Here is a 19,997-nt window from a genome sequence, read left to right as displayed (position 1 = left end):
CACTTAGGTTACGGGCCAGTGCTTATACATGGTCCAGGACACCTTGAGGAGAATTACCGCGCCGCCAGCTGCGAGCACCAACCCCATTCCGGGGAGGAACGATCCCCACTGTGTCTGCATATTTCCACCGAGCAAGTTCCACGTTTGTAGCAGGCAGATTCCCGCGACGAGCGCACCTGGTATGGCGGCGTGTGCGATGGCGAGCTTTCGGCGCGGGACGAAGGCTCCAGCGAAGGCGAGGCAGCCCACGGAGAGGGTCAAGACCCCCGGTCCGTCAGTACCGCGCAGCACAAATGTCTCCCCCACGAGTTCCCGGGTCAGTGTGACGTAGATCCATGGAAGGAATGCGGAGACGATCATCATCATCCCGCCGATCATCATCGGCCAGCTCCCCGGGTGAAAAACACCCCAGCCGTGGTTTTTCCCCGCTTTGAGTCGCGCGAAAACCCCCGCGAGGCCCTTCTGCTCTACTGCAGCTGCCGTGGTTGTCATTTGATCGCTCGCTTCCCGTGTCGCGAAGTGCACACCAGATCTCCGATGGTCTCTTCACGGAATCTTACGGTGATGCTGGTCACAGGTTCCAGAGCAGTCGCCCGTCAATCAGTCCAGCGGCGGGGTTCCACTGCCCGAACGGTCGCTGACGCCAAATATGCGGTAGATCACAACTGAGCGACCACTCGGGGACCCAAAACTGCCGCTCGCCAACCCATATCCGCCGCCTGGCGCAATCTACTTGTGAGGCAGGTCACAGCGCTGTTGGCTTAGGTCTAGGCGTCTGTCACAGCAGAGTGCAGATGTGTGTCCACCAAGTACTGAACAAAGGAGTCGCGCATGTCCCACGTGACACATGAGGACTCTTCTGGCACCGCGCCGCCACCAGACAATAGTTGGCGGCAGCGCTACTGGAAGAAGAACGTACGGCTGATGGTGGTGCTGCTAGCTATCTGGTTCACCGTCTCCTTCGGCTTTGGAATACTTCTGATCGAGCCGCTGAACAACATCGTGATCCTTGGCTTCCCGCTGGGTCTGTGGTTCGCTCAGCAGGGTTCTATCTACACCTTCGTGATCCTCATCCTGGTTTACGCGCTATGGATGGACCGGATCGACGATGAGTTTGGCGTCTCAGAACGCAATGGGGCGGGTGAGAAGTGATGGACCTCAACTCCATGGAATTTTGGACCTTCTTCTTCCTCATTCTGACGTTCGGCATCTATATGACCATCGCCTGGCGCTCACGAGTGAAGGAAACCAAAGAGTTCTACGTTGCCTCACAGGGCGTGCCCACCATTGCCAACGGTGCGGCCGTGGCCGCGGACTGGATGAGCGCAGCCAGCTTCATCGGTATGGCTGGCATGATCGCCTTCCTCGGCTCCGACGGCTCTGTCTACCTGATGGGTTGGACCGGCGGCTATGTGCTGCTGGCGCTGCTGTTGGCCCCTTACCTGCGCAAGTGGGGCAAGTTCACTGTGCCGGAGTTTGTTGGGGATCGCTACAGCGACACCGTGCGCGTAGTGGCGGCGGTCTGCGCGATCGTCATCTCCTTCACCTATGTGGTGGGCCAGATGACCGGTGGCGGCGTGGTCTTTGCCCGGTTCCTCGGCTTAGAAGCTCACTGGGCGGTCATTGTGGCGGCCGTGGTGATCTTCTTCTACGCCGTGCTCGGCGGAATGAAAGGCATCACCTACACCCAGGTGGCCCAGTACTCCGTGCTCATTGTCGCCTACCTCATCCCAGCTGTCGCAGTCTCACAGCAGGTCGGTGGGTTCCCCGTCCCGCAGGTCACCTACGGCACCATTCTGGCGGAGCTCGACGGCTTGCGCGAAGACTTCGGTCTGGACCGCTTCACAGAGGCGTTCTCTGGCCGTGACGGTGGCCAGCTGGACGTCTTCCTGGTGACGTTGTCGCTGATGCTCGGTACCGCCGGTCTTCCGCATGTGATCATCCGCTTCTACACCACTAAGACAGTCCGCGGTGCACGGTTCTCCGCGTTCTGGGCGCTATTCTTCATCTCACTGCTGTACCTGACAGCTCCTGCCGTGGGCGCGTTCACGAACCTGAACCTGCTCCAGGGTGCCCAGGGCGCCACTGCGGATGACCTGCCCGCCTGGATCCAACCGTGGACCGACGCCGGGTATGTCACGCTCAATGCCGATGACGGCGCCATCGATTCCGTGTCCAATGTGGCGGCCTCAGGGGCTGACCTGATTGTCTCCAATGACATTCTGGTGCTTGCCTCCCCGGAGATCAGTGGCCTGCCGGCTCCGATCATCGGCTTGATGGCCGCCGGCGGTATGGCCGCGGCACTCTCCACAGCAGCTGGTCTGCTGCTGGTCATCTCCTCTGCTGCTTCCCACGACATCTACTACCGGATGATCTCAAGAGAAGCTGCCTCAGAGAAGACTCAGATGCTGGTCGGACGTCTGGCGATGACCGCCGCCGTGATCATCGCGATCTTCGCCGGGCTGAATCCGCCGGCGTTCGTGGCTCAGGTGGTGGCGTTCGCCTTCGGTCTGGCAGCGTCCACCTTCTTCCCGATCCTGATCTTGGGGATCTTCTGGAAGAAGGCCAACGCCAAGGGAGCTGCATCAGGCATGCTAACCGGTCTGATCTTCAGCTCCGGCTACATGATCTACACCCTGGAGCTGTTCGGCACCCAGGCCAACGATCACCTGTTCAATGTGTCCCCGGAGGGTATTGGCGCAATCGGTGCGGTGCTGAACTTCGCCGTCACCATCACCGTGTCCAACCTGACCCGACCACCGAGCGAGGAGGTCCAGGAGATGGTGGAGTCGATCCGCTATCCCGCTCAGCAGCAGCTGAAGGCTGCCGGAAAGCTATAAACTCCAGACTCCGCAGCGCAAGGGGCCCGGCCTGTTATCTCTCAGGTCGGGCCCCCTTGCGTCGTCGTTATGGTCATGTTTACCCAAAGAGGCGGTATTCTGGGCCAGTGCAACGGCCTGATAGTCGAAAACCCTGGACCCTATGGTTACTGGTGAGCGTTCCCGTGATCATGGTGGCGATGTTCGTCATCCCCTACACCCTGCTGCGTGAGGTGGACGCCTGGTACGGCAGCCTCCTCTTCTGGACAGTGGGCACTGCCGCAGTCATCGCCATCAATGTGGCAGTCGCGCTGACCTGGGAGAACGAACAGTGAGCCCGGGCTGGATCTGGACTGGGGTGGCTATCTACGTGGCGGTCGCTCTTGTGGCAGCGGTCTGGTCGCGGGCCGGGCGCTCCACCGATATGACCGACTACTTCCTTGGCGGGCGCCGTATGGGCGGGTTCGTCTCGGCGATGAGCTACTCCGCAACCACCTACTCGGCCTTCATGATGATCGGGCTCGCCGGACTGACCTACGCCGGAGGGGTCGGGGCCCTGGGGTTCGAGCTGCTCTACCTGTGCGGTGTGACGCTGGTGCTGGTCTTTGGCCCGCGGTTCTGGAGGGTCGGCAAGACCTACGGCTATGTGACGCCGACGGAGATGATCGGTCACCGGTACGGTTCTCAGGCTGCCGGTACGACGACGGCCTTGGCGTCTTTCGTCTTTCTGCTTCCTTATGCTGCAGTTCAGTTGGCAGGAGTGGGATACTTGCTCTCCGGAATGACGGGCGGTGCCATCAGCTTCACTGCTGGCACCCTGGTGGCGTTGGTCCTGGCAGTTGCCTTTGCAATGATCGCAGGGCTGCGGTCTGTGGCCTGGACCGATTCGCTGCAGTCAGCAGTCATGATGATCAGTGCCACCCTGGTGGTGATTGTGGTGATCAGCCAACTCGGCGGCGTCGGAAATTTCTTCGACTCACTGAGCAGCGACCATCCCGGAGCGCTCACCGTGCCAGGCACTGGGTTCTTCACCGTGAGCACGTTTGTGGCGTTGACTCTGCCGTGGATCTTCTTCTCCATCTCCAACCCCCAGGTCTCGCAACGGTTGTTCACTCCCGGGTCCATGCGGGACTTGCGGCGGATGCTGATCGGTTTCCTCATCTTCGGTTTCATTTACACGTTTGTTGCGGTGTTCTGGGGTTTCGCCGCTTTGCTAGAGTTCCCGGAACTGGATGCGGCCGACAGCGCTACCCCCACTTTGCTTGCCTCAGACCTGGTGCCCACTCCCCTGGCGATCATTGTGATGATCGGCGTCCTGGCCGCCTGTGTGTCCACCATCGACTCCATCATGCTGACCCTTTCCTCCATGATCAGCCGCGATGTGGTCGGCGCTCGGGGCAGCACAAGTGAGAAAGCGCAGCTGATGGTCGGCAAGTTGGTAATCCCCGTCATCGGGGTGTTGGCCTACTGGTTTGCGCACCTGCAGCTGGATCTCATTGCGGTGCTCAGTGTGTCCGCCTCGGCAGGCCTGCTGGTGATGGTGCCGCCGATCATTGGGGCGTTCTTCTGGAAGCGCGGCACGGCTGCGGGGGTGATCAGTTCGGTGCTCGTGGCTGGCACTTTGGTGCTAATCCTGGAGTTCTCGCAGGTGTCTCTTCTGGGCCAGGGCAGCGGGGTGTGGGGCCTGACGGTTGCTGTGGCGGTATTTGTGGTGGTCAGCTTGGCGACCTCCGCTCCTCGTGAACGGGCTGCAGAGTTCATCTCCGCATCCCGACGCAGGAGATCCTCATGACGGCAGACCTGCCGCAGCGGATTCGGCTGTCATATTCTGGGCAGACTGCCGAGCTCTCCCATGATCCAGTGACTGAGCACGGGGTGATGCTCTCCATCGGAGGAGACGAGCAGTCCCATGTGGAGGTGGGCGATCCGGACTTTCTGCTCCATGACTACATTCGGCGGATGCGATCAGTGCTCACCGCACGGTCATCAGGGAAAAACGACGACGCCCCCGGCTCGGCTCTTCACCTGGGCGCGGGTGCGCTGACACTGCCCCGGTGGATGGCGCAGTGGCGGCCCGGAATGACCCACACTGTGGTCGATATTGAGCCAGAGCTGGTGCAGTTCGTCCTCCAGCACCTTCCGATGGTGCCTTCACCGGAGAATGTGGTGGCTGATGCCGCGGCCGTGTTGTCCCCAGGAGGCGCACTGGCGGGGCGGCGTTTCGGCACTGTCATTGTTGATCTGTTCAACTCCTCAGCTGCGCCGAGGACTCTGATCTCCGCGGAGTTTTTCCGCTCGGTCTGGGCTGCTGTCGCGCCGGGGGGTCTGCTGTTGGTGAACTTCGGCGATGAGGAAGACATGCGCTTTGCTCGGCGCCTCACCAATACGCTGCTGAGGTCAGTGGCGACGTCGCCGCAGGGCTGCCTGCTCAGCGCTCCTCAGGATGTGCTGAGCAGGCAGAGTGAGGGCAACCTCGTCTTTGCGGCGTCGTCCAGAGAGTTCACTCAGGAAGAATTGGCTCAGATATGGGCTGCCGGGCCGCACCCTGCGAAGGTGCTCTCCGGGGAAGAGCTGGAACTGTGGTGCGCGGAGCCCGATTCGGAGTCGTGACCTGGGCGTCTACCAGCGGTGATGAACCTGAGGCTTGATTGCCCTCTGGTAGAGCTCGAATACTTTCGCGAGGAAGTCTTCGGAGAGATCGGGAACGTCCCCAGCGGCACTATTGCTATGGGCTTGTTCAGCGTTGCGCGCGCCAGGAATCACGGTGGTCACACCAGGCTGCTGCGCCACCCATGCCAGAGCAGCCACTGTGGGTTGCAGTCCTGCGTCCTGTGCCAAAGTGCTGAATTCGGCCCCCGCATCGACGCCGGTGGCGAAGTCCACCCCGGCGAAGGTCTCGCCGACGTCGAACGCTTCCCCATTTCTGTTGAAGGTTCGGTGGTCATCCTCAGCAAACACCGTGTCTTTGGTGTACCGGCCGGACAGCAGCCCTGAGGCCAGCGGAACCCGGGCTATGATCCCAACTCCGGCCTGAGCCGCAGCTGGCAGGACAGCTTCTATCGGCTTCTGCCGGAAGGCGTTGAGGATGATCTGCACACTGGCCACATGTGGCCGCGCGATCGCGGTGAGCGCCTGGTCGCAGGTTTCAACGCTCACACCGTAGGCAGCGATCCGCCCGTCGTCGACCAGGGTATCCAAAGCATCGTAGGCGGCGTCGGACTCCAGCACTGGTGTCTCCGGGCAGTGCAACTGCACCAGGTCCAGAGTGTCCACTCCAAGGTTCTTCCTTGAGCGATCAACCCACTGCCGGAAGTTTTCCTCAGTGGCGTGCTCCAGTGAGGGGGCTGGCGCTCGTCTGACCATTTTGGTGGCGACGGTGCCTGACCAGTCCGGGTTCGCGGCGCGCCACCGCCCGATGAGCTGCTCGCTGCGACCGTCACCGTAAACGTCAGCGGTGTCGAAGAACGTCACACCAGTCTCCGCGGCAGCGTCGAGTACGGCGAAGGCATCGCTGTCCTCCACGGTCCCCCATCCACCGCCGATCTGCCATGTGCCCAGACCTATGGCCGATACATGCCGTCCAGTCCTGCCTAGTGTGCGCTCATCCATGGGGGCTCCTCTGCCTTTGTGTATTGGACCACTCCGTAGTGTGCATCACGTCTCTGGACTAAAGCTGGCGGCGCTGCGGAAGCGGAACGTTCAGCAACGAGTCTAGGTAGCCGAATGGTCGCCGGGTTCGGTGGATGATGAGCGCTGCGGCGATGAGGAACCCTGGTGTGGTTCCGAGGATCATGTCTGTCATGGTGTCGAAGTTGTCGTCCTGAGCGCTTGTGCCGAAGATCCCGTCCCAGATGAATTCGGCGACCTCCCAGAAGAGGGCAACAGATGATTTCACGGAGATAAGGATGACCGCCTCTACCCAGGGAGGCAGAATCAGCTGATAGCGCCGGAGTGTGACCCCCAGGGCGAACACTATGGCGAAGGCGATGAAAAAACCCGAGTAGAAGTGAACCCACTTATCCCAGGGGTCCCAGAGGTGGTACATCTGCCAATGCTCACCTACATAGGGACCGGCCAGCAGCAGCACCGCGTACTGCCACTGGATGCTGGTCGGGATGCGGATCCGCGCCCACTTCTCAACGATGATCGGGGGCAGCAAAGCGGGCAGGAGCAGAAGCGGAACGAAAAACCTGGGCATTTCGTCGCCGACCAACACGACGATTCCTGAGACCACCATCACCAGTGCTGTGGCCATCATCGGCAGGTGCCGATTGGTCAGATACGGGGTAAAGCCTCTCTTCATTGGTCCACGACCCTACAAGATTGACTCCGAGCCTTCCATACCAGCTGAGATCATAGATACCTCGAGTGTGATTCCGTGGGTGAGCGTTTCATCGCCAAGCGGGCTGACGTCAGGGCTCCGGAAGAACTGGCAACGAGGACCAAGAGGCGCTAGCCGAAAGTGATGCCTGAACGCAGTGCTCGATCAGCCACCCGGTAAGCATCCCGCGTCATGGCCTGCCACATCTCCAATCCAACGTCTGGATGTTCTGCGGTGATCGTCTCGATAGCCTCCGCGGAGAGTCGCAGCACCGTGAGATCACTGCCGGCGACAACGCGAGTCTCCTGCACGCCCTCGGTGCCCAGCGCGAGCTCCCCGAACGAGGTCCCAGGGTTGATCGTCACCAACCGCACGCGTGAACTTCCAGGGCCCTCGACTGAGGCGATCGCGGTCCCGGACGTGATCAGATGGACCCCGGCGAACTTGCCGCCGGCCTCCAATACGATGTCCTCGGCTTGGTAGTGGACTTCCTCTATGTGGTGGTCGATGACCTTGCGTGCCTGTGGCGTGAGGTCCCTCAGGAGGGGATGTTCGTCAACAAGAGTGCGTTCTTCAGCGGGTTCTCGGCCGTGTTGGCGCAACAGCTCATCCTCACACCAGCGCACCGCCGAATCCAGGTCATCGAAGTAAGGGCTGGCTTTCTGCGTTCCCGCGTCCGGGTCAGGCATCACACCCTCAGGGTCGACAACGGCAGCCTCGCCACCTGCTTCGCGCAGCATAGTGCGCAGACCTAGCAGCGTCACCCGGGCCACATCAGCCACGTCGTCGACTTTGCGCACATCAATGATGGCGAGATCCGGGGCGTCGTTGACCACCGCTCGGACCACATGCTCGGCTCCTGCGAACAGCAGATCTCCGTGGAGCTCGTAAATCATGGTCTTCTCTGCGTGCGCATCGAGTACGGCCTGGTCCGCCTCAGGGCGGGCTCGCCGCAGAGCAAGCTCTGACAGGGGGTACCTGGCACGGACCGCGGTGTTGGACATGCGGCCAACGTGCATCATGTGCATGTCCATATCGCCCGACATGCGCTCGCACAGCTGCACTCCGCGTGCACTGTTGCCGTGCGGATCCAAGCGTGGAGAGAAAACTGCGAATCCGGCTTGTCCGGGGAGCACGGCAATGATGCCGCCGCTGACACCACTCTTGGCGGGCATGCCTACCGATGAGATCCAGTCGCCTGCGGAGTCATACATGCCGCAGGTGGCCATGACGCTGAGGACCCTCTCCACATAGGTCGCTTCCAGCACACGCTCACCACTTGTGGGTTGGATGCCGCCATTGGCGAGGGTGGCTGCCATTAGGGACAGATCCTGGGTGGTGACGCTGATGGCGCATTGGCGTATGTACTGATCGAGCGTTTCTTCTGGATCTCCCTCGAGGATGTCGAACTCGCGGAGCATATGCGCGATGGCGCGGTTCCGGTGTGCCGTGGTGATCTCTGAGGTGTAGACACTTTCATCGAGCTCCAGAGCACGTCCGGCGAAGCGCCCGAACCATTCACGGACGCGGGTGAATCGGTGGATTCCGCTGTCGCCGGACACCAGCGATGATGCGGTGATGGCTCCAGCGTTGATCATCGGGTTCTTGGGCCGTCCTGTGTCGGAGGCGAGGCTGATCTCGTTGAAGGCCTCACCGGAGGGCTCTACGTCAACTTTGCGTCCGACGGCCTCGAAGCCCTGGTCGGATAGCGCCAGTGCGTATGTGAAGGGTTTGGAGATGGACTGGATGCTGTAGGCGGTCTCTGCGTTCCCGACTGTGTACACATGGCCATCAACAGTGGCCAGGGCAAGGGCAAACTGATCGGGGTCTGCGGCCGCCAGTTCAGGGATGTAGGCGGCGACTTCCCCGTCGCCGGAGTTGCACTGGTCGACGATGCTTTCCAAGTACTGCTGAACAGGACTGCGCATGGGTTTAACCTAGCACCGCGGTGTTGGGTGGCCGTGCCCGATGGCGCCTATCCGTGGTCGGCGATCAGGCTCCAGAGTTCCCTGTATGCCTGCGCAGCTGGGTGGCGCGGCGCAAAGGTTCCGACCGGTGCCTGTTCATCGCCCATACGTTCCACTACGACTGTTGCTGGCACCACGACGTCGACAATCTCTTTGACCTCGTTGGAGAGTTTCTCGGCTGCTCGGCGATGCGTTGCTTTGCGGCGGTCCACCATAGAAAGAAACGCCAGGATCGGCGCGGGTTTCGCTGACTCGGCAACCAGTTCCCGCACCTGGTCCAGTGACCGGAGCGACAGTGCGGCGGGCGGAAGCGGTGTGACGATCAGGTCTGCGGCGCGAACAGCGTTCTCCGCCACTAGTGATGCTCCGGGTGGGCAGTCCAGGATGACGGTGTCGTACTCACCGGAGGCATCCTTGAGGACTTTTTCTACTCGTCGCCGGGAACCTTTGGCGGAGTCAAGCATGAGCTCGAGTTCCCGGTAGGAGTCATCAGCGGGAAGGACGTGCACGGCCCTCTGGCCTTCTGCTGTGGTGAATTTGGCGGTCCGGACGACGTCGGAAATGGAGTTGCTGCCTTTGACTAACTTGGCCACTCCTCCCTTGAGTTTGGGTTTCACACCGGTAAGGAAGGTGCTCGCACCTTGTGCATCTAAGTCCCAGAGCAGCACGGAACCTGATGCGCTTGCTTCCCATGCCAGATTGACTGCGGCTGAGGTTTTGCCTGCGCCGCCCTTGGTGGAGTACACCGCAATGACCTTCATGGCCTTAGCTTACGGCCAGCGCCGGTGTGGTGCTAACAATTCTCACGGATCGTGAGGCCCCAAGTCAGGGTCTCTTCCACCAATGGCAGCCTGTCCCAAAAACCTGCGCGAGCCGCTTTTGCCCGAAGCATGATGCCGCGGTGAATTCCGGACATCCCGTCCACATTCTTGTATAGAGATGGTGGCTTCACACCGAGGCGATGGGCCAGGGAGGCCATGCTCAGTACTTGGTCCACCTCTTCGTCAATCATCGCGACGACGCCGTTGAGGGCTTGGGACCGCTTCTATGGCCTGCGAACAGGATCGGGCATAGGCTGGATGTACCCCGTAACTGAACAGCGAGCAGCTGAGGAATCCGCATGTCAACCACCCGTACCATTCCAGCCAAGGGAGCCCGACTCGCCCTACTCATCGTGGGTCTCGCTGCCGTCGGTTTCGGCATAGCCGTGCTCGCCTGGCCCACCAGGGCCGCCGTCGCGCTCACCGCCGTCATCGCTGTCTACGCGATAGTCGCAGGTCTTGTCTACGCGGCTATCGGTTTCTTATCCAAGAACCTCGGCGCCGGGGGTCGCATCGGCCACGCTGTCCTCGGCCTGCTGTATGTGCTCGCTGGGGCTTATGCGTTCATCTCGTTACAGGAGTCAGCGGCTTTCCTCGCCGTCTTCGTGACCATCATGGTGGGCATCATGTGGATCATCGAAGGTGTTACTGCACTATTCACACTTGGGCAGGTCAGCTCGAAAGCGCTCACGGTCGTGTTCTCCATTATTTCCGTGGTCGCCGGTGTCACACTGCTGAGCAGCCCGCTGTGGGGCACTGTGATTCTCTGGTGGCTCCTGGGCATTTCGCTGGTCGTGCTCGGCGGACTCAATGTGGTCCGAGCCGTCACAAAGAAGGACTGACCAGCAGCGTCCAAACTTCCCGGCCGTCTCTCCTCACATCGGAGTGACGGGCATGACCCAGTGACGTGTGATGACTACCGCGGCGGCCGCCTTCTGGCCGAACATTTGCTGGAGCTCGGCAGAACCGACGTTGTGGTTCAGGAAGGGCGGCGGGTTGACCATACGGCGAGACCGATAAGCGCAGGCTGGAAGAATAGTCGCACGAGCCGTTTGCGGTCTGTATCGAGCCCGAAGCCGTCGCGCCTGTTGACGTACTGAGCGATGTTTCCGGGGAACACGGCCGCGAAGAACGCTCCGGTGAGGTTGCCCACCAACGGGCGGTGTTCCCGTGATGCGAGCAGCGCCGCTCCAAGGGCGATTTCCGCCACGCCAGAGGCTAAGACAGTGGTATCCGGATCGAGGGGCAGAGACTCAGGCACCTGCGCCTGGAACTCGTCACGAGCCCATGCAAGGTGAGAAATACCTGCGAATGTCAGGGCTGAACCCAGCAGTACTCGGCCGGTGGTGCGTGCGCAAGAAGACATGGCGTCAGCCTATCTCTGTGCGCAGACTACTGAGGACCGCCCTGGCCGTTGAGCACCCGTTCAAGCGGAATAGAGCCGTCCTGCCATGGCGTGAGCGCCCACAGCAGGAGATACAGTCCCAGCCCGATGACAGGGAGCAGAAATGAGATAAGCACGAGGAGCCGAACAAGCCACACGTTGACGCCCAGTCGATGCGCAATACTGCCGGCGAGACCAGCCAGCAACCGGTCGGGGCCACGTCGGAAACCGCTGCTCCGGATAATGTTGAAGAATCGCTCCATGCGTTTGAGACTACGCCCGAGAACCCTGAGCTACAAGGTAGGCCGTTCTGCTCCTCATATCACGGATAGGCTGAGGACGTGCACGAAAATAGCATCGGACTCACCCCTGAATCTGGCGCGAACCTGATCCGCAGCCAGTTCCCAAAGTGGAGTGACCAACCGCTGCAGTGGCTCGAAGTGGCCGGAACCGCGAACATGATCATCCGCATCGGCGAACGCTTCGTCGCCCGCTTTCCGCTGCGGTTCGCGGAGCCAAGTGAAGTCGCAGAAGTGGTTCAATATGAAGCCAAGGCCCTCAAGGAACTCGCCGCTTCAGTATCGGTGTCCGTGCCGTCAGTGGTGGCGCTAGGCAAGCCCGGGCTTGACTATCCACTGCCATGGTCGGTTCAGACCTGGATTTCCGGCCAGGTCGCGACTCCGACCAATGTGGCCACGTCACAGAGGTTCACTGACGACCTTGCCGTACTTATCAACGAACTTCGTCAGACCGATACCCAGGATCGCCAATTCTCCGGCAACGGCCGCGGCGGAGAACTCAAGGCTCACGATGAATGGATGGATACCTGTTTCCACAAGAGCCAAGAGCTGCTCGACGTTCCACTCCTGCGCCGCCTGTGGCACCGGTTTCGGGAGCTTCCACACGAGTATCCAGACGCGATGACGCACGGGGATCTAATTCCTGGCAACATCCTTCTCGATAAAGGTCGCCTGAGCGGACTTCTCGACGGGGGCGGATTTGGGCCTGCCGACCCAGCTCTGGACCTTGTGTCAGCGTGGCACCTGCTCGACAAACCACTACGAGCCAGACTCCGAACAAGCTTGAACTGTTCGGATCTGGAGTGGCAGCGCGGAGCGGCCTGGGCTTTTCAACAGGCGATGGGGCTGGTCTGGTACTACTGCGATTCTCATCCCACCATGCGTGACCTGGGGTTACGGTCGCTCCACAGAATTCAGTCGGACGAGGCCATTTGCGGATCTCCGCTCCCCTGATCATCGAGAGTCATTCGTGAGATGCTCACTGGTGCCGCATGAAAGCGGTCTGCACCTCAATTATCGGAGGACCCGCCATGGACACCGCTCAGACGCACTTCTACGAACCAGCTGCCGGGCATGGATTGGCCCATTCGCCCTTCAATTCGATCATCGCCCCGCGACCCATTGGATGGATTTCCACTCAGGGCAAGAATGGGGTCCTTAACCTGGCGCCGTACAGCTTTTTCAACGCCTTCAACTACACGCCGCCGATTATTGGTTTCGCCAGCAACGGGCAGAAAGACACTCTGCACAACGCTGAGATGACCGGAGAGTTCTGCTGGAACCTCGCTGACGAGGACCTCTTCGAGGCAATGAACCAAACGTCTTTGGAAGCACCTGCTGGGGTTGATGAATTTGCCCTCGCCGGTGTCACCCCGGCTGCATCGACCATCATCTCGGTACCTCATGTGGCTGAATCCAAGACAGTCTTTGAGTGCCGCACCACCCAAGTCCTGCCCCTGCTGAGCTCTGATGGCGCAGAAACTGTGACCCACATGGTCTTCGGCGAGGTCGTCGGGGTGCACATTCATCAGTCTTTGCTCAAGGACGGCATTTACCAGACGGCAGACGCTCGGCCCATGCTGCGCGGCGGAGGACCCTCTACCTACTTCACGATCCGCAGAGAGAACATCCGAGACCTTCCTCGTCCCAGTTAGAGGTCAGCCAGAACGTCACCACCAGGACTCCTCCCTGGCGCTCGGCATACCAAGAACGCGCTCGGGAATACACACACCTTCTGGGATCCATGGACTCCTTCGTAGCCGCGGGATGAAGGTGGGCCCGGTGCGGAGAATGGCCCACCTTCGCCTGGAAAGCACGACGACGGCGTGCTCAGCAGGCTGGCGGACTCAGGTCGATAGTCGTCAGCCGGCCCGACTCTCCTCCGGACGCCCTGATCAGGGCCAACAGATCCTCCTGCCGGGGCTGGCCCAGGGTCAGCCGGTAATTGGTGAGCGTCTCTCGCAGACGCTCGTACCGACTCAGCTCCGCACTGTGCGGATAGCTGTAGATCACTCGCTGGATCCTGGCATCGCCCTGGTAGACCCACCACGGTGAGAAGGAGCCGTAGCGCTGGCGTGCCTGGCTGTTCTGCGCCGCGGCTGAGAAGGCCGCATGCCAGGGCCGGTGCTCCGCCTCAGCAGCCTCCCGGCGGTGGTGCTGCGCGATATTGCGGCGCACAGCATGGCCGGCGAAACGGTTGACCCGCCCCTCTCGCTGCTCGAAGTCCACCGGGTTAGAGGGCAGATTCCAATGCACCACGCGGTGGCACCACCAGTGGAAGTCGATGCCCTCCTGCCCCGCCGAGGTGCTGGCCAGCACGAACGGGGCGAATGGTGAGTTGAAGGAGGTGCGCACCTCCCCCTGCCGGTGGCTGGACTGGTCGAAATCAACCTGCGCCCCGGTGCCGTACCGGGAGGCGAACCGCACGCCGTCGAACCGAACCTGAGAATCCCCAGCGGCCGTATAGTCATGTCCGACCTGGGCCACCGGGCGCATCGCCATCCCCTGGGCGGCGCGGTCGACGATCCGTTTCAGCGCCTGCGCCGTGGTGGGCTCACCCAGCTCGGTCACCAGCTGGAAGAGGTACTCATCCAGCACCGCCTCCAGATCGCCGTCGGCGATATAGTCCAGGATCTGCTCCCGCGGGGTCTTCCGTCCCATCACTGCAGTCAGCAGCCGGGCGGTCTCTTCACGATTGAACATGGCCCGCAGCTCCAGGCTCAGGTCCCAGGCGGCATGCCAGATCCTCGCCTCATCAAGCTCCGGGGCGATGCGTTGAAGGCATCGGTAGGCGATGGAGCCCGGGGAGAAGGCCGCCAGCCGCGGCAGCATCTCATGCCAGGCGGCCTCGTCCTCAGGCTGGGAGAGCGCAGCCTCAGTGTGCAGGCGGAAAGCCTCTGTGCGGGTGACATCGCGTTCTCCGGCCTGCTGCCGCACCTGGTACGGATCGGCTCCAGGGGGCACCGCACCCGGGCGGGAGAAGAAGGCATTCCACGGCTGAGGTGTGCCGGAAGGGCGGAAACGGCCGTGCCGGGGTGGCTGCAGCTTCGCAGCCACCCGCTTGACCAGGCTCTGGGCTGAGAGCGGAGCATCAGCATGTCGGCGCGGATCCCCTGCCCGGGCCAGCTGCGGGTGCGGCCAGAACAGAGTCATCACCGACATGGAGGCCGGCCGTCCGCCGGGATCCTCCCTGACGGCCAGGCGCTCACCATAGCTGGCCGGCTGATCGCCTCCGGGCAGGGCCTGGCTCACTCTCCGGTTGGCCTCATAGCTGAGCAGAGAAGAGACCGCCGCCGGCACCGCCGCCCAGGAAGAGAAGATCAGATGCTTGGTGGGGCTCTGATCCGCCAGCGGCCGATACACCTCCCCATGCTTCAGATAGGGCATAGAGGGCGGCAGCCAGAGCATCCGCCACCAGCCGGCATCCACTGTCTCAGCAGCCAGATGCCTCAGGTATCCGCTGCCCAGATCGATGTGCTCACCCGCTTCCACCATCTCCGAGGTGATCCGGGTGGTGCGGACCAGCATGGACTGCAGCTCGGTGTGGTTCTGCTCGACCTGTTCCCGGATCTTGCGCCCGATCTGGTAGGCGTTCATGAAGGTGCTGAAATGCGGCACCGACTTCCAATAGGCAGAGCTGATGTGGCTGCCCAGGTGCCGAGCCATCCGGCGCATCACCACCCAGTCGGCGAAGTCCTGCGGCTCAGGCACAGGGATCGAGGGAATCACGACGTCGACCAGGTCCTGGTGCTCATCCAGCGGAGGGCGCTCAGACCGGCTCATCACCTCCAACAGGGAGCTGCGCACCGACTGGGCTGCCTGCTGGGGCCGGCTGGGATCTCCGCTGTGCAGCGACCGGCGGAACTCCGCCAGCGAGCCCTGAACCTCCTGGACTTTCTGCTGACTGTGACCGGCCAGAAAGTCCACCACGGTGAGGAAGTCCTGGTGGTGGTCCTCGGCCTCCTGCACTGCCGTATAGGGAGAGTACGGCGTGGCGGAGAGCAGCAGGAGCTTCGAGTCCCGCTGGCCAAAGAGGCTCCTCGCCAGCTCCGCGGCTGGGGAGTCCTCCGGGCTGCCGGGGGCTGCCATCAGCTTCCGGAACCGTTGGAACTCATCCAGGATCACTAGGTCCGGGGTCATCGCGGCCGCCCCGGCCCGGGACAGGTCCGAGCGCAAGGCGTAGATCAGACCCAGCCGCCGGTTGACCTCCGTCCACTCCGGGGAGAGGGATTCGGCGCCCAGCGCCTTCTGGCGCATACTGCGGAAGTGCCCCAGGGCTCCAGACTCCTCGGCGATGCGGGCGAAGGACTCTGTGATCAGTCGGTCGGGACCGGCCTCGCCCAGTTCCTGCCGGCACCACTGGATCCGGTTCTCGAAGCGCTCCACCGAGGTGACGTCTCCCTGCATCAGCAGGGCGGCTGCGCGTTCCTCGACGTCGTCGGCCCCTGTGATCTGGTTCAGCAGCACCGTGATCAGGGCACGCTCCCGAGCATTGCCGCTACGCCGGCCGCCCCGTTCCGGGAACGATGTCCCCGGGGTGAAGGAGACCAGGTTCAGCTGTGTGCCACCCACGTCATGGGACTGCCGCAGCAGCTCCGGATACCGGGCGAGCTCGGCCAGCCGTGTGGACGTGGGCGCGATCCTCCCTCCGGTGATGTCCAGGCGGGAAAGATTCTGCCGGGCCAGGTCCAGATTCGAGCAGATGTAGAGCACCGTCACCGAGCTGCGGCCCTGGGCGGCGAGCTCCTCCATGGTGCGGGCCACCACCCCGCGGGCGATCACTGATTTGCCTAGCCCTGTCTCATCCGCGACCAGGAAGCGCCCGCTGCCGGTCTGGCGGCCAGCCCCGTAGAACCGGTCGATGACATGCTCCACCGCATTGCGCTGAAAGTCCTTGAGCCCGGCCAGATGCTCGGCTGCACGGTAGCCGGTCATAACTCTTCCCCAAGGTTCTCCATCCGGTGAGCCTGCCAGGCCGCATCCCAGAGTTGCAGGAAGTCCTGGGGGAGGTTCGCAGCTTCAGATGACCGGCGGATGAACTCCAGCAGCCGTTGGACCTCCGCCATGCCATCGGGCCCAGCGGCTAGGGCTCGCAGCAGTGCCTCGAGCAGTCCTGGGAACTGCCGGCCCCCGGCGCCCCAGCGGGAGGATCCGGCCGCAGGGTCCTCCTCCTGGGCCAGCAGCTGGGTCTCGAGCCCGTCGGAGGAGAGCTCCAGCAGCAGCATGATCAGCTGGAGCAGCCGCGCCGGGTCCGCCAGGCGTGCGGCGATGATAGCCTCCCGGCGATCAGGCGGGTCGCCGTGCAGCTCGGCCAGCAGGATCATGGTGGCTGATCTGCCTGCCTCATCCTCCGCGGTGACCTGGATGAATGGGCTGATGCGGCGCAGATCGACCTCCTCGAACACTGCGGGTTCGACGGGCAGGCCCTCCCCGCCTAGGGACTTATCCAGCAGCAGATGCCAGCTCACCCGGGCGATGCCCTTCGGCAGAGTGTGCTCACCCGCGGCCACCTGAACCTGAAAGGGCCCCTCCCCTGAGACGGTGACGCTCACCGGGACGCTGGCCAGTCTCAGCGCGGCGCGCTGCAGCTTCTCCAGTTCATCGGTCTGGAGGTCCTCATCCGGCTCCACCTGTTGCGGGGTGTATTTGACCAGCATGGCCTGGAAGGACTCGCGAAGCTCAGGCGGCCGGAACTCCGGACGAGTGGACTCCACATCCACCATCAGCTCCACATTCCCGTCCCAGCCGGGACCGGTGGCGTTGGCTGAGCCGATCAGGACACGCCCCCGGTGCCCGGTGGACAGCGCCAGTATTTTTGCGTGCAGACCGGAGAGCCCGGTCTCGTCCTCCTCCTGCTCCGCTGTAGAGGGATCCAGCACCCAGCAGCTCACCCCCTCCAATGCGGAGGAGCCTACGGCCTCCAGGGATTCAGCCCGGGAGACCAGGTGGACTTCCCCGCGGCCGCTGCGCCGAGCCAGGCGGGATACCCCCTCAGAGGTCAGGAAGGGAGAGACGATCAGACTCTCCCTACCCTCAAGCTCAGGATCGGGAGTTTTGAGGCCGGGCACGCCGTGGGCCTGGAACCGCAGCTCCCGGACATCCCGCGACAGGTCCCAGTCCACCCCCTGCAGCCGCTGCCCCAGACCCAGCACACGACGACGCCGGGACTCCGGGAGGGTACCCATCAGCATGTCATCTGCGCAGATATGCTCCAGCAGGCCCAGCAGCGGGGCATTGCGTCGGGCGGCCTGCTCAGCGGCAGCGGGCGTGGTGGCAGGCGCCCCGTCTAAGCGGATCATCGCATCCCAGGTCCGATCGAAGGTGAGATTCCGGCTGGAGCACAGCAGGCGGTAGGCGCGCTCGCCGTTGTCGTTCTCGAACTCCAGCAACCAGGCCTTGGGGTGGAAGATCATGCCGCGGGGCGGGGAGACCTGGTGAATCATCGGGCCCAGCAGCTCGAAGAGCTCGGAGGTCTGCCGGGCACCTATGGCTCCGGCCTGGGCGAAGATATCGATCTTCTCGGCGACACTCATCAGTGCCGCGATCACGCTGGTCCGCTGGTCCTGGGGCTGGTCCGAGTCATCGGGTTGGTCCGGGTCCTCGTCGGCGCCGAACCCTGAGAAAGCCAGCGGCACGGCCAGGGCAGCATTGAGATCCAGGGTGAAGGTGGTGCCCACGGCCTGGGCCAGGCGGAACCCGCGGGGTGGGGCGAGCTCTTGGGTGAGTGCGGCACGGTTGGCGGGCTCAAGCATCGGCGGTCACCCGCTCCTGGGGGCTCAGCGTCTGGCCCTCGGCCCGTTCCAGACCCTCGTGGATGTCCAGCAGGATGCGCCGGACGCTGGAGCCCCAGCGCATATTCAGCCGGCCAGCCGCGGAGGCTCCGCCCCAGGCGGCCAGCAGCTTCCGGTTGTGGAACCGGGACTGGCTGCGTTTGAGGGTGTTCTCCCTGCTGCTGATCAGCTCATGGGCGCTGGCGTCCTGGGTGATGCCTTCCGGGCTGCTGCGCTGCAGGGCCTGATCCCATTTCCGGAGAAACCGGCTGAGTCCGGGACTCAGCGGGCGACGCCGGGTCTGCTCCACCAGAGCGAGGATCTCCTCCAGGCGCCAGTGCCCCAGGCCGGCACATTCCTGGGCCCAGCGGGCGAGCTCGTTCCGGTACCGCTCAGGATCACCGCGCAGTCCCTGCTCATTGTCCGCGGCCGCGAAGATCTCCTGCTGCCGCCGGGAGAGCAGCAGGTTGTAGAGCAGCTGGGCTCCGTGGATCCCCGTGGCAAACTCCTCAGCCAGACGCAAATGCTCCGCGGCCTGTCCGCTGATCATCGCAGCGGCAGGATCTGACCAGGGGTACCGGCTGTCGACTGCCGGGCGGTGCTGCAGGAAATGAGCAGCCACAGTTCCGGGCGCGGAGGAGAGCATCCGCTCCTGCAGCCATTGGGCCTCACTGCGGGGCATCGCGAACCCTCCGGGTAGCACCGGAAACTCCTCCGGCGGGGCAGGCAGAGAGGGGTGAATCAGCGGCGCTGAGGAGGCGTCGTCGTACCCCATTTGGTGCAGCAGCCTGCGGCTGGTCTGGCTGGCCGGGTCGAACATGATCCCGTAGGGAATCAGCAGCCAGGTATAGACATCGCTGGCCCCCCGCTGGATCTCTGCATTGCGCCGGCCGAAGAGACCGCCCAGATCAGTGCCGGGCGGCAGGCCGCGGGCGGCCTCGATGAACCGACGTTCTGCCCGGCGTACCGCCTGATACCTGGTGGGGGAAGAGCTGTCGACCCCGGCCAACTGGTGTAGCCAGGGGACCAGCAGCATATAGCGCGCCCGGGTGTGCAGAGTGGAGCTGCCGGGGAAGAGGATGCTGCCGAGAGTGTCGCGCACCGGGCCCAGCCCCAGCTCATCCACGGTCTCCTTCTCGGTGAAGAGTCCGGCCAGCTCATGCATGCGTCGCTGCTCGGCCGCGGAGGCATCCACCCAAGAGATCTTCACCCCTGACACCTTAGTCCGAGGCCAGGTGCTGAGGGGCTGTGTGACACCCGCTGGTGCGGGGCTGAGGTGGGAGCAGCCAGGATTTGGTGGGCCCTGCGGGACTCGAACCCGCGACCAGCGGATTAAAAGATCCCCTGAGTGGGTTCTGCTGGAATCGGCCGGTGTCGATGGGTGTCGGCTGACCTGGGATTTTACAGTTTCGCATGTCGGCGAGCGTCGGTCGGAAGCGGTGGATGTGGAGCAAAATGGCCACCACAATGGCCACCACAATGAGCGGCTCAGGGGTCCTTTGGGGAGCCACCTCCGAGGCTTTTGAATATGGGCACTAGGGTCGAGGGGCCTGGGGCAAGTCATCTTCAGGAACTAAACCAGGGGGGTCGAGCAGCAGCGCAAACCTCTTCAAGCT

General features: G+C 62.8%; 18 protein-coding genes. 8 read left to right on the top strand and 10 right to left on the bottom strand.

The window, feature by feature from the left end:
- Positions 1–3: 3 nt before the first annotated feature.
- A complete protein-coding gene (locus tag FEF26_RS10570) occupies positions 4–492 on the bottom strand; it encodes a hypothetical protein (RefSeq protein WP_138253508.1) in 489 nt (162 codons plus the stop codon).
- A gap of 339 nt (positions 493–831) precedes the next feature.
- Between FEF26_RS10570 and FEF26_RS10565 the strand changes: the two genes are divergently transcribed.
- The 5 genes from FEF26_RS10565 to FEF26_RS10550 all read left to right on the top strand — a co-directional run bounded on the left by FEF26_RS10565 (position 832) and on the right by FEF26_RS10550 (position 5,429).
- Positions 832–1,152, top strand: a complete 321-nt coding sequence (locus tag FEF26_RS10565; RefSeq protein ID WP_138253507.1) for a DUF4212 domain-containing protein — start codon at positions 832–834, stop codon at positions 1,150–1,152.
- A gap of 14 nt (positions 1,153–1,166) precedes the next feature.
- Positions 1,167–2,840 (top strand): sodium:solute symporter family protein, encoded by a 1,674-nt coding sequence (locus FEF26_RS10560; protein WP_243730525.1) that lies wholly within the window; start codon positions 1,167–1,169, stop codon positions 2,838–2,840.
- 152 nt (positions 2,841–2,992) lie between these two features.
- Positions 2,993–3,154: a hypothetical protein gene (locus tag FEF26_RS15750; RefSeq protein WP_166432998.1), complete on the top strand. Its 162-nt coding sequence runs from the start codon at positions 2,993–2,995 to the stop codon at positions 3,152–3,154.
- Positions 3,155–3,177: 23 nt separating this feature from the next.
- Positions 3,178–4,611 (top strand): sodium:solute symporter family protein, encoded by a 1,434-nt coding sequence (locus FEF26_RS10555; protein ID WP_208012895.1) that lies wholly within the window; start codon positions 3,178–3,180, stop codon positions 4,609–4,611.
- Complete coding sequence (locus tag FEF26_RS10550) at positions 4,608–5,429, top strand: spermidine synthase (RefSeq protein ID WP_138253504.1); 822 nt, start codon at positions 4,608–4,610, stop codon at positions 5,427–5,429. The genes FEF26_RS10555 and FEF26_RS10550 overlap by 4 nt, the downstream gene beginning before the upstream one ends.
- Before the next feature lie 9 nt (positions 5,430–5,438).
- Here FEF26_RS10550 and FEF26_RS10545 read toward each other — a convergent pair whose 3' ends face one another.
- The 4 genes from FEF26_RS10545 to FEF26_RS10530 form a co-directional block, all read right to left on the bottom strand.
- Positions 5,439–6,428: an aldo/keto reductase gene (locus FEF26_RS10545; protein ID WP_138253503.1), complete on the bottom strand. Its 990-nt coding sequence runs from the start codon at positions 6,426–6,428 to the stop codon at positions 5,439–5,441.
- Positions 6,429–6,486: 58 nt separating this feature from the next.
- On the bottom strand, positions 6,487–7,122 hold the full coding sequence (locus FEF26_RS10540) for a DUF2238 domain-containing protein (RefSeq protein ID WP_138253502.1): 636 nt from the start codon (positions 7,120–7,122) through the stop codon (positions 6,487–6,489).
- Positions 7,123–7,271: 149 nt separating this feature from the next.
- Positions 7,272–9,068: a glutaminase A gene (gene glsA / locus FEF26_RS10535; protein WP_138253501.1), complete on the bottom strand. Its 1,797-nt coding sequence runs from the start codon at positions 9,066–9,068 to the stop codon at positions 7,272–7,274.
- A 47-nt stretch (positions 9,069–9,115) separates the two neighbouring features.
- Positions 9,116–9,868: a ParA family protein gene (locus FEF26_RS10530; protein ID WP_138253500.1), complete on the bottom strand. Its 753-nt coding sequence runs from the start codon at positions 9,866–9,868 to the stop codon at positions 9,116–9,118.
- Positions 9,869–10,227: 359 nt separating this feature from the next.
- On the opposite strand from FEF26_RS10530, the gene FEF26_RS10525 reads away from it, so the two are divergent.
- Positions 10,228–10,770, top strand: coding sequence for an HdeD family acid-resistance protein (locus FEF26_RS10525; RefSeq protein ID WP_138253499.1), 543 nt, complete (start codon positions 10,228–10,230; stop codon positions 10,768–10,770).
- Between the two features lie 137 nt (positions 10,771–10,907).
- On the opposite strand, the gene FEF26_RS10520 is transcribed toward FEF26_RS10525, so the two are convergent.
- A complete protein-coding gene (locus tag FEF26_RS10520) occupies positions 10,908–11,294 on the bottom strand; it encodes a DoxX family protein (RefSeq protein ID WP_138253498.1) in 387 nt (128 codons plus the stop codon).
- 26 nt (positions 11,295–11,320) lie between these two features.
- On the bottom strand, positions 11,321–11,575 hold the full coding sequence (locus tag FEF26_RS10515) for a PspC domain-containing protein (RefSeq protein ID WP_138253497.1): 255 nt from the start codon (positions 11,573–11,575) through the stop codon (positions 11,321–11,323).
- A 78-nt stretch (positions 11,576–11,653) separates the two neighbouring features.
- Between FEF26_RS10515 and FEF26_RS10510 the strand changes: the two genes are divergently transcribed.
- Together FEF26_RS10510 and FEF26_RS10505 are read left to right on the top strand one after the other, a co-directional pair.
- A complete protein-coding gene (locus FEF26_RS10510) occupies positions 11,654–12,565 on the top strand; it encodes a phosphotransferase (protein WP_138253496.1) in 912 nt (303 codons plus the stop codon).
- A gap of 77 nt (positions 12,566–12,642) precedes the next feature.
- The gene (locus FEF26_RS10505; protein WP_138253495.1) at positions 12,643–13,266 is read left to right on the top strand and encodes a flavin reductase family protein; all 624 of its coding nucleotides are present in this window, start codon (positions 12,643–12,645) and stop codon (positions 13,264–13,266) included.
- 175 nt (positions 13,267–13,441) lie between these two features.
- Here FEF26_RS10505 and FEF26_RS10500 read toward each other — a convergent pair whose 3' ends face one another.
- Genes FEF26_RS10500 through FEF26_RS10490 form a run of 3 tightly spaced genes read right to left on the bottom strand, consistent with a single transcriptional unit; the run spans position 13,442 to position 19,591 of the window.
- Positions 13,442–16,546 (bottom strand): helicase-related protein, encoded by a 3,105-nt coding sequence (locus FEF26_RS10500; RefSeq protein WP_138253494.1) that lies wholly within the window; start codon positions 16,544–16,546, stop codon positions 13,442–13,444.
- The gene (locus tag FEF26_RS10495; RefSeq protein WP_138253493.1) at positions 16,543–18,363 is read right to left on the bottom strand and encodes a phospholipase D family protein; all 1,821 of its coding nucleotides are present in this window, start codon (positions 18,361–18,363) and stop codon (positions 16,543–16,545) included. Before FEF26_RS10495 ends, FEF26_RS10500 begins: the two co-directional genes overlap by 4 nt.
- The gene (locus tag FEF26_RS10490) at positions 18,356–19,591 is read right to left on the bottom strand and encodes a DUF6361 family protein (RefSeq protein ID WP_138253492.1); all 1,236 of its coding nucleotides are present in this window, start codon (positions 19,589–19,591) and stop codon (positions 18,356–18,358) included. The genes FEF26_RS10495 and FEF26_RS10490 overlap by 8 nt, the downstream gene beginning before the upstream one ends.
- Between the last annotated feature and the right edge of the window lie 406 nt (positions 19,592–19,997).

Origin of the sequence: Nesterenkonia salmonea, assembly GCF_005771525.1 — a bacterium.
GTDB lineage: Bacteria > Actinomycetota > Actinomycetes > Actinomycetales > Micrococcaceae > Nesterenkonia > Nesterenkonia salmonea.
This window is presented reverse-complemented; position numbering and strand designations above follow the sequence as displayed.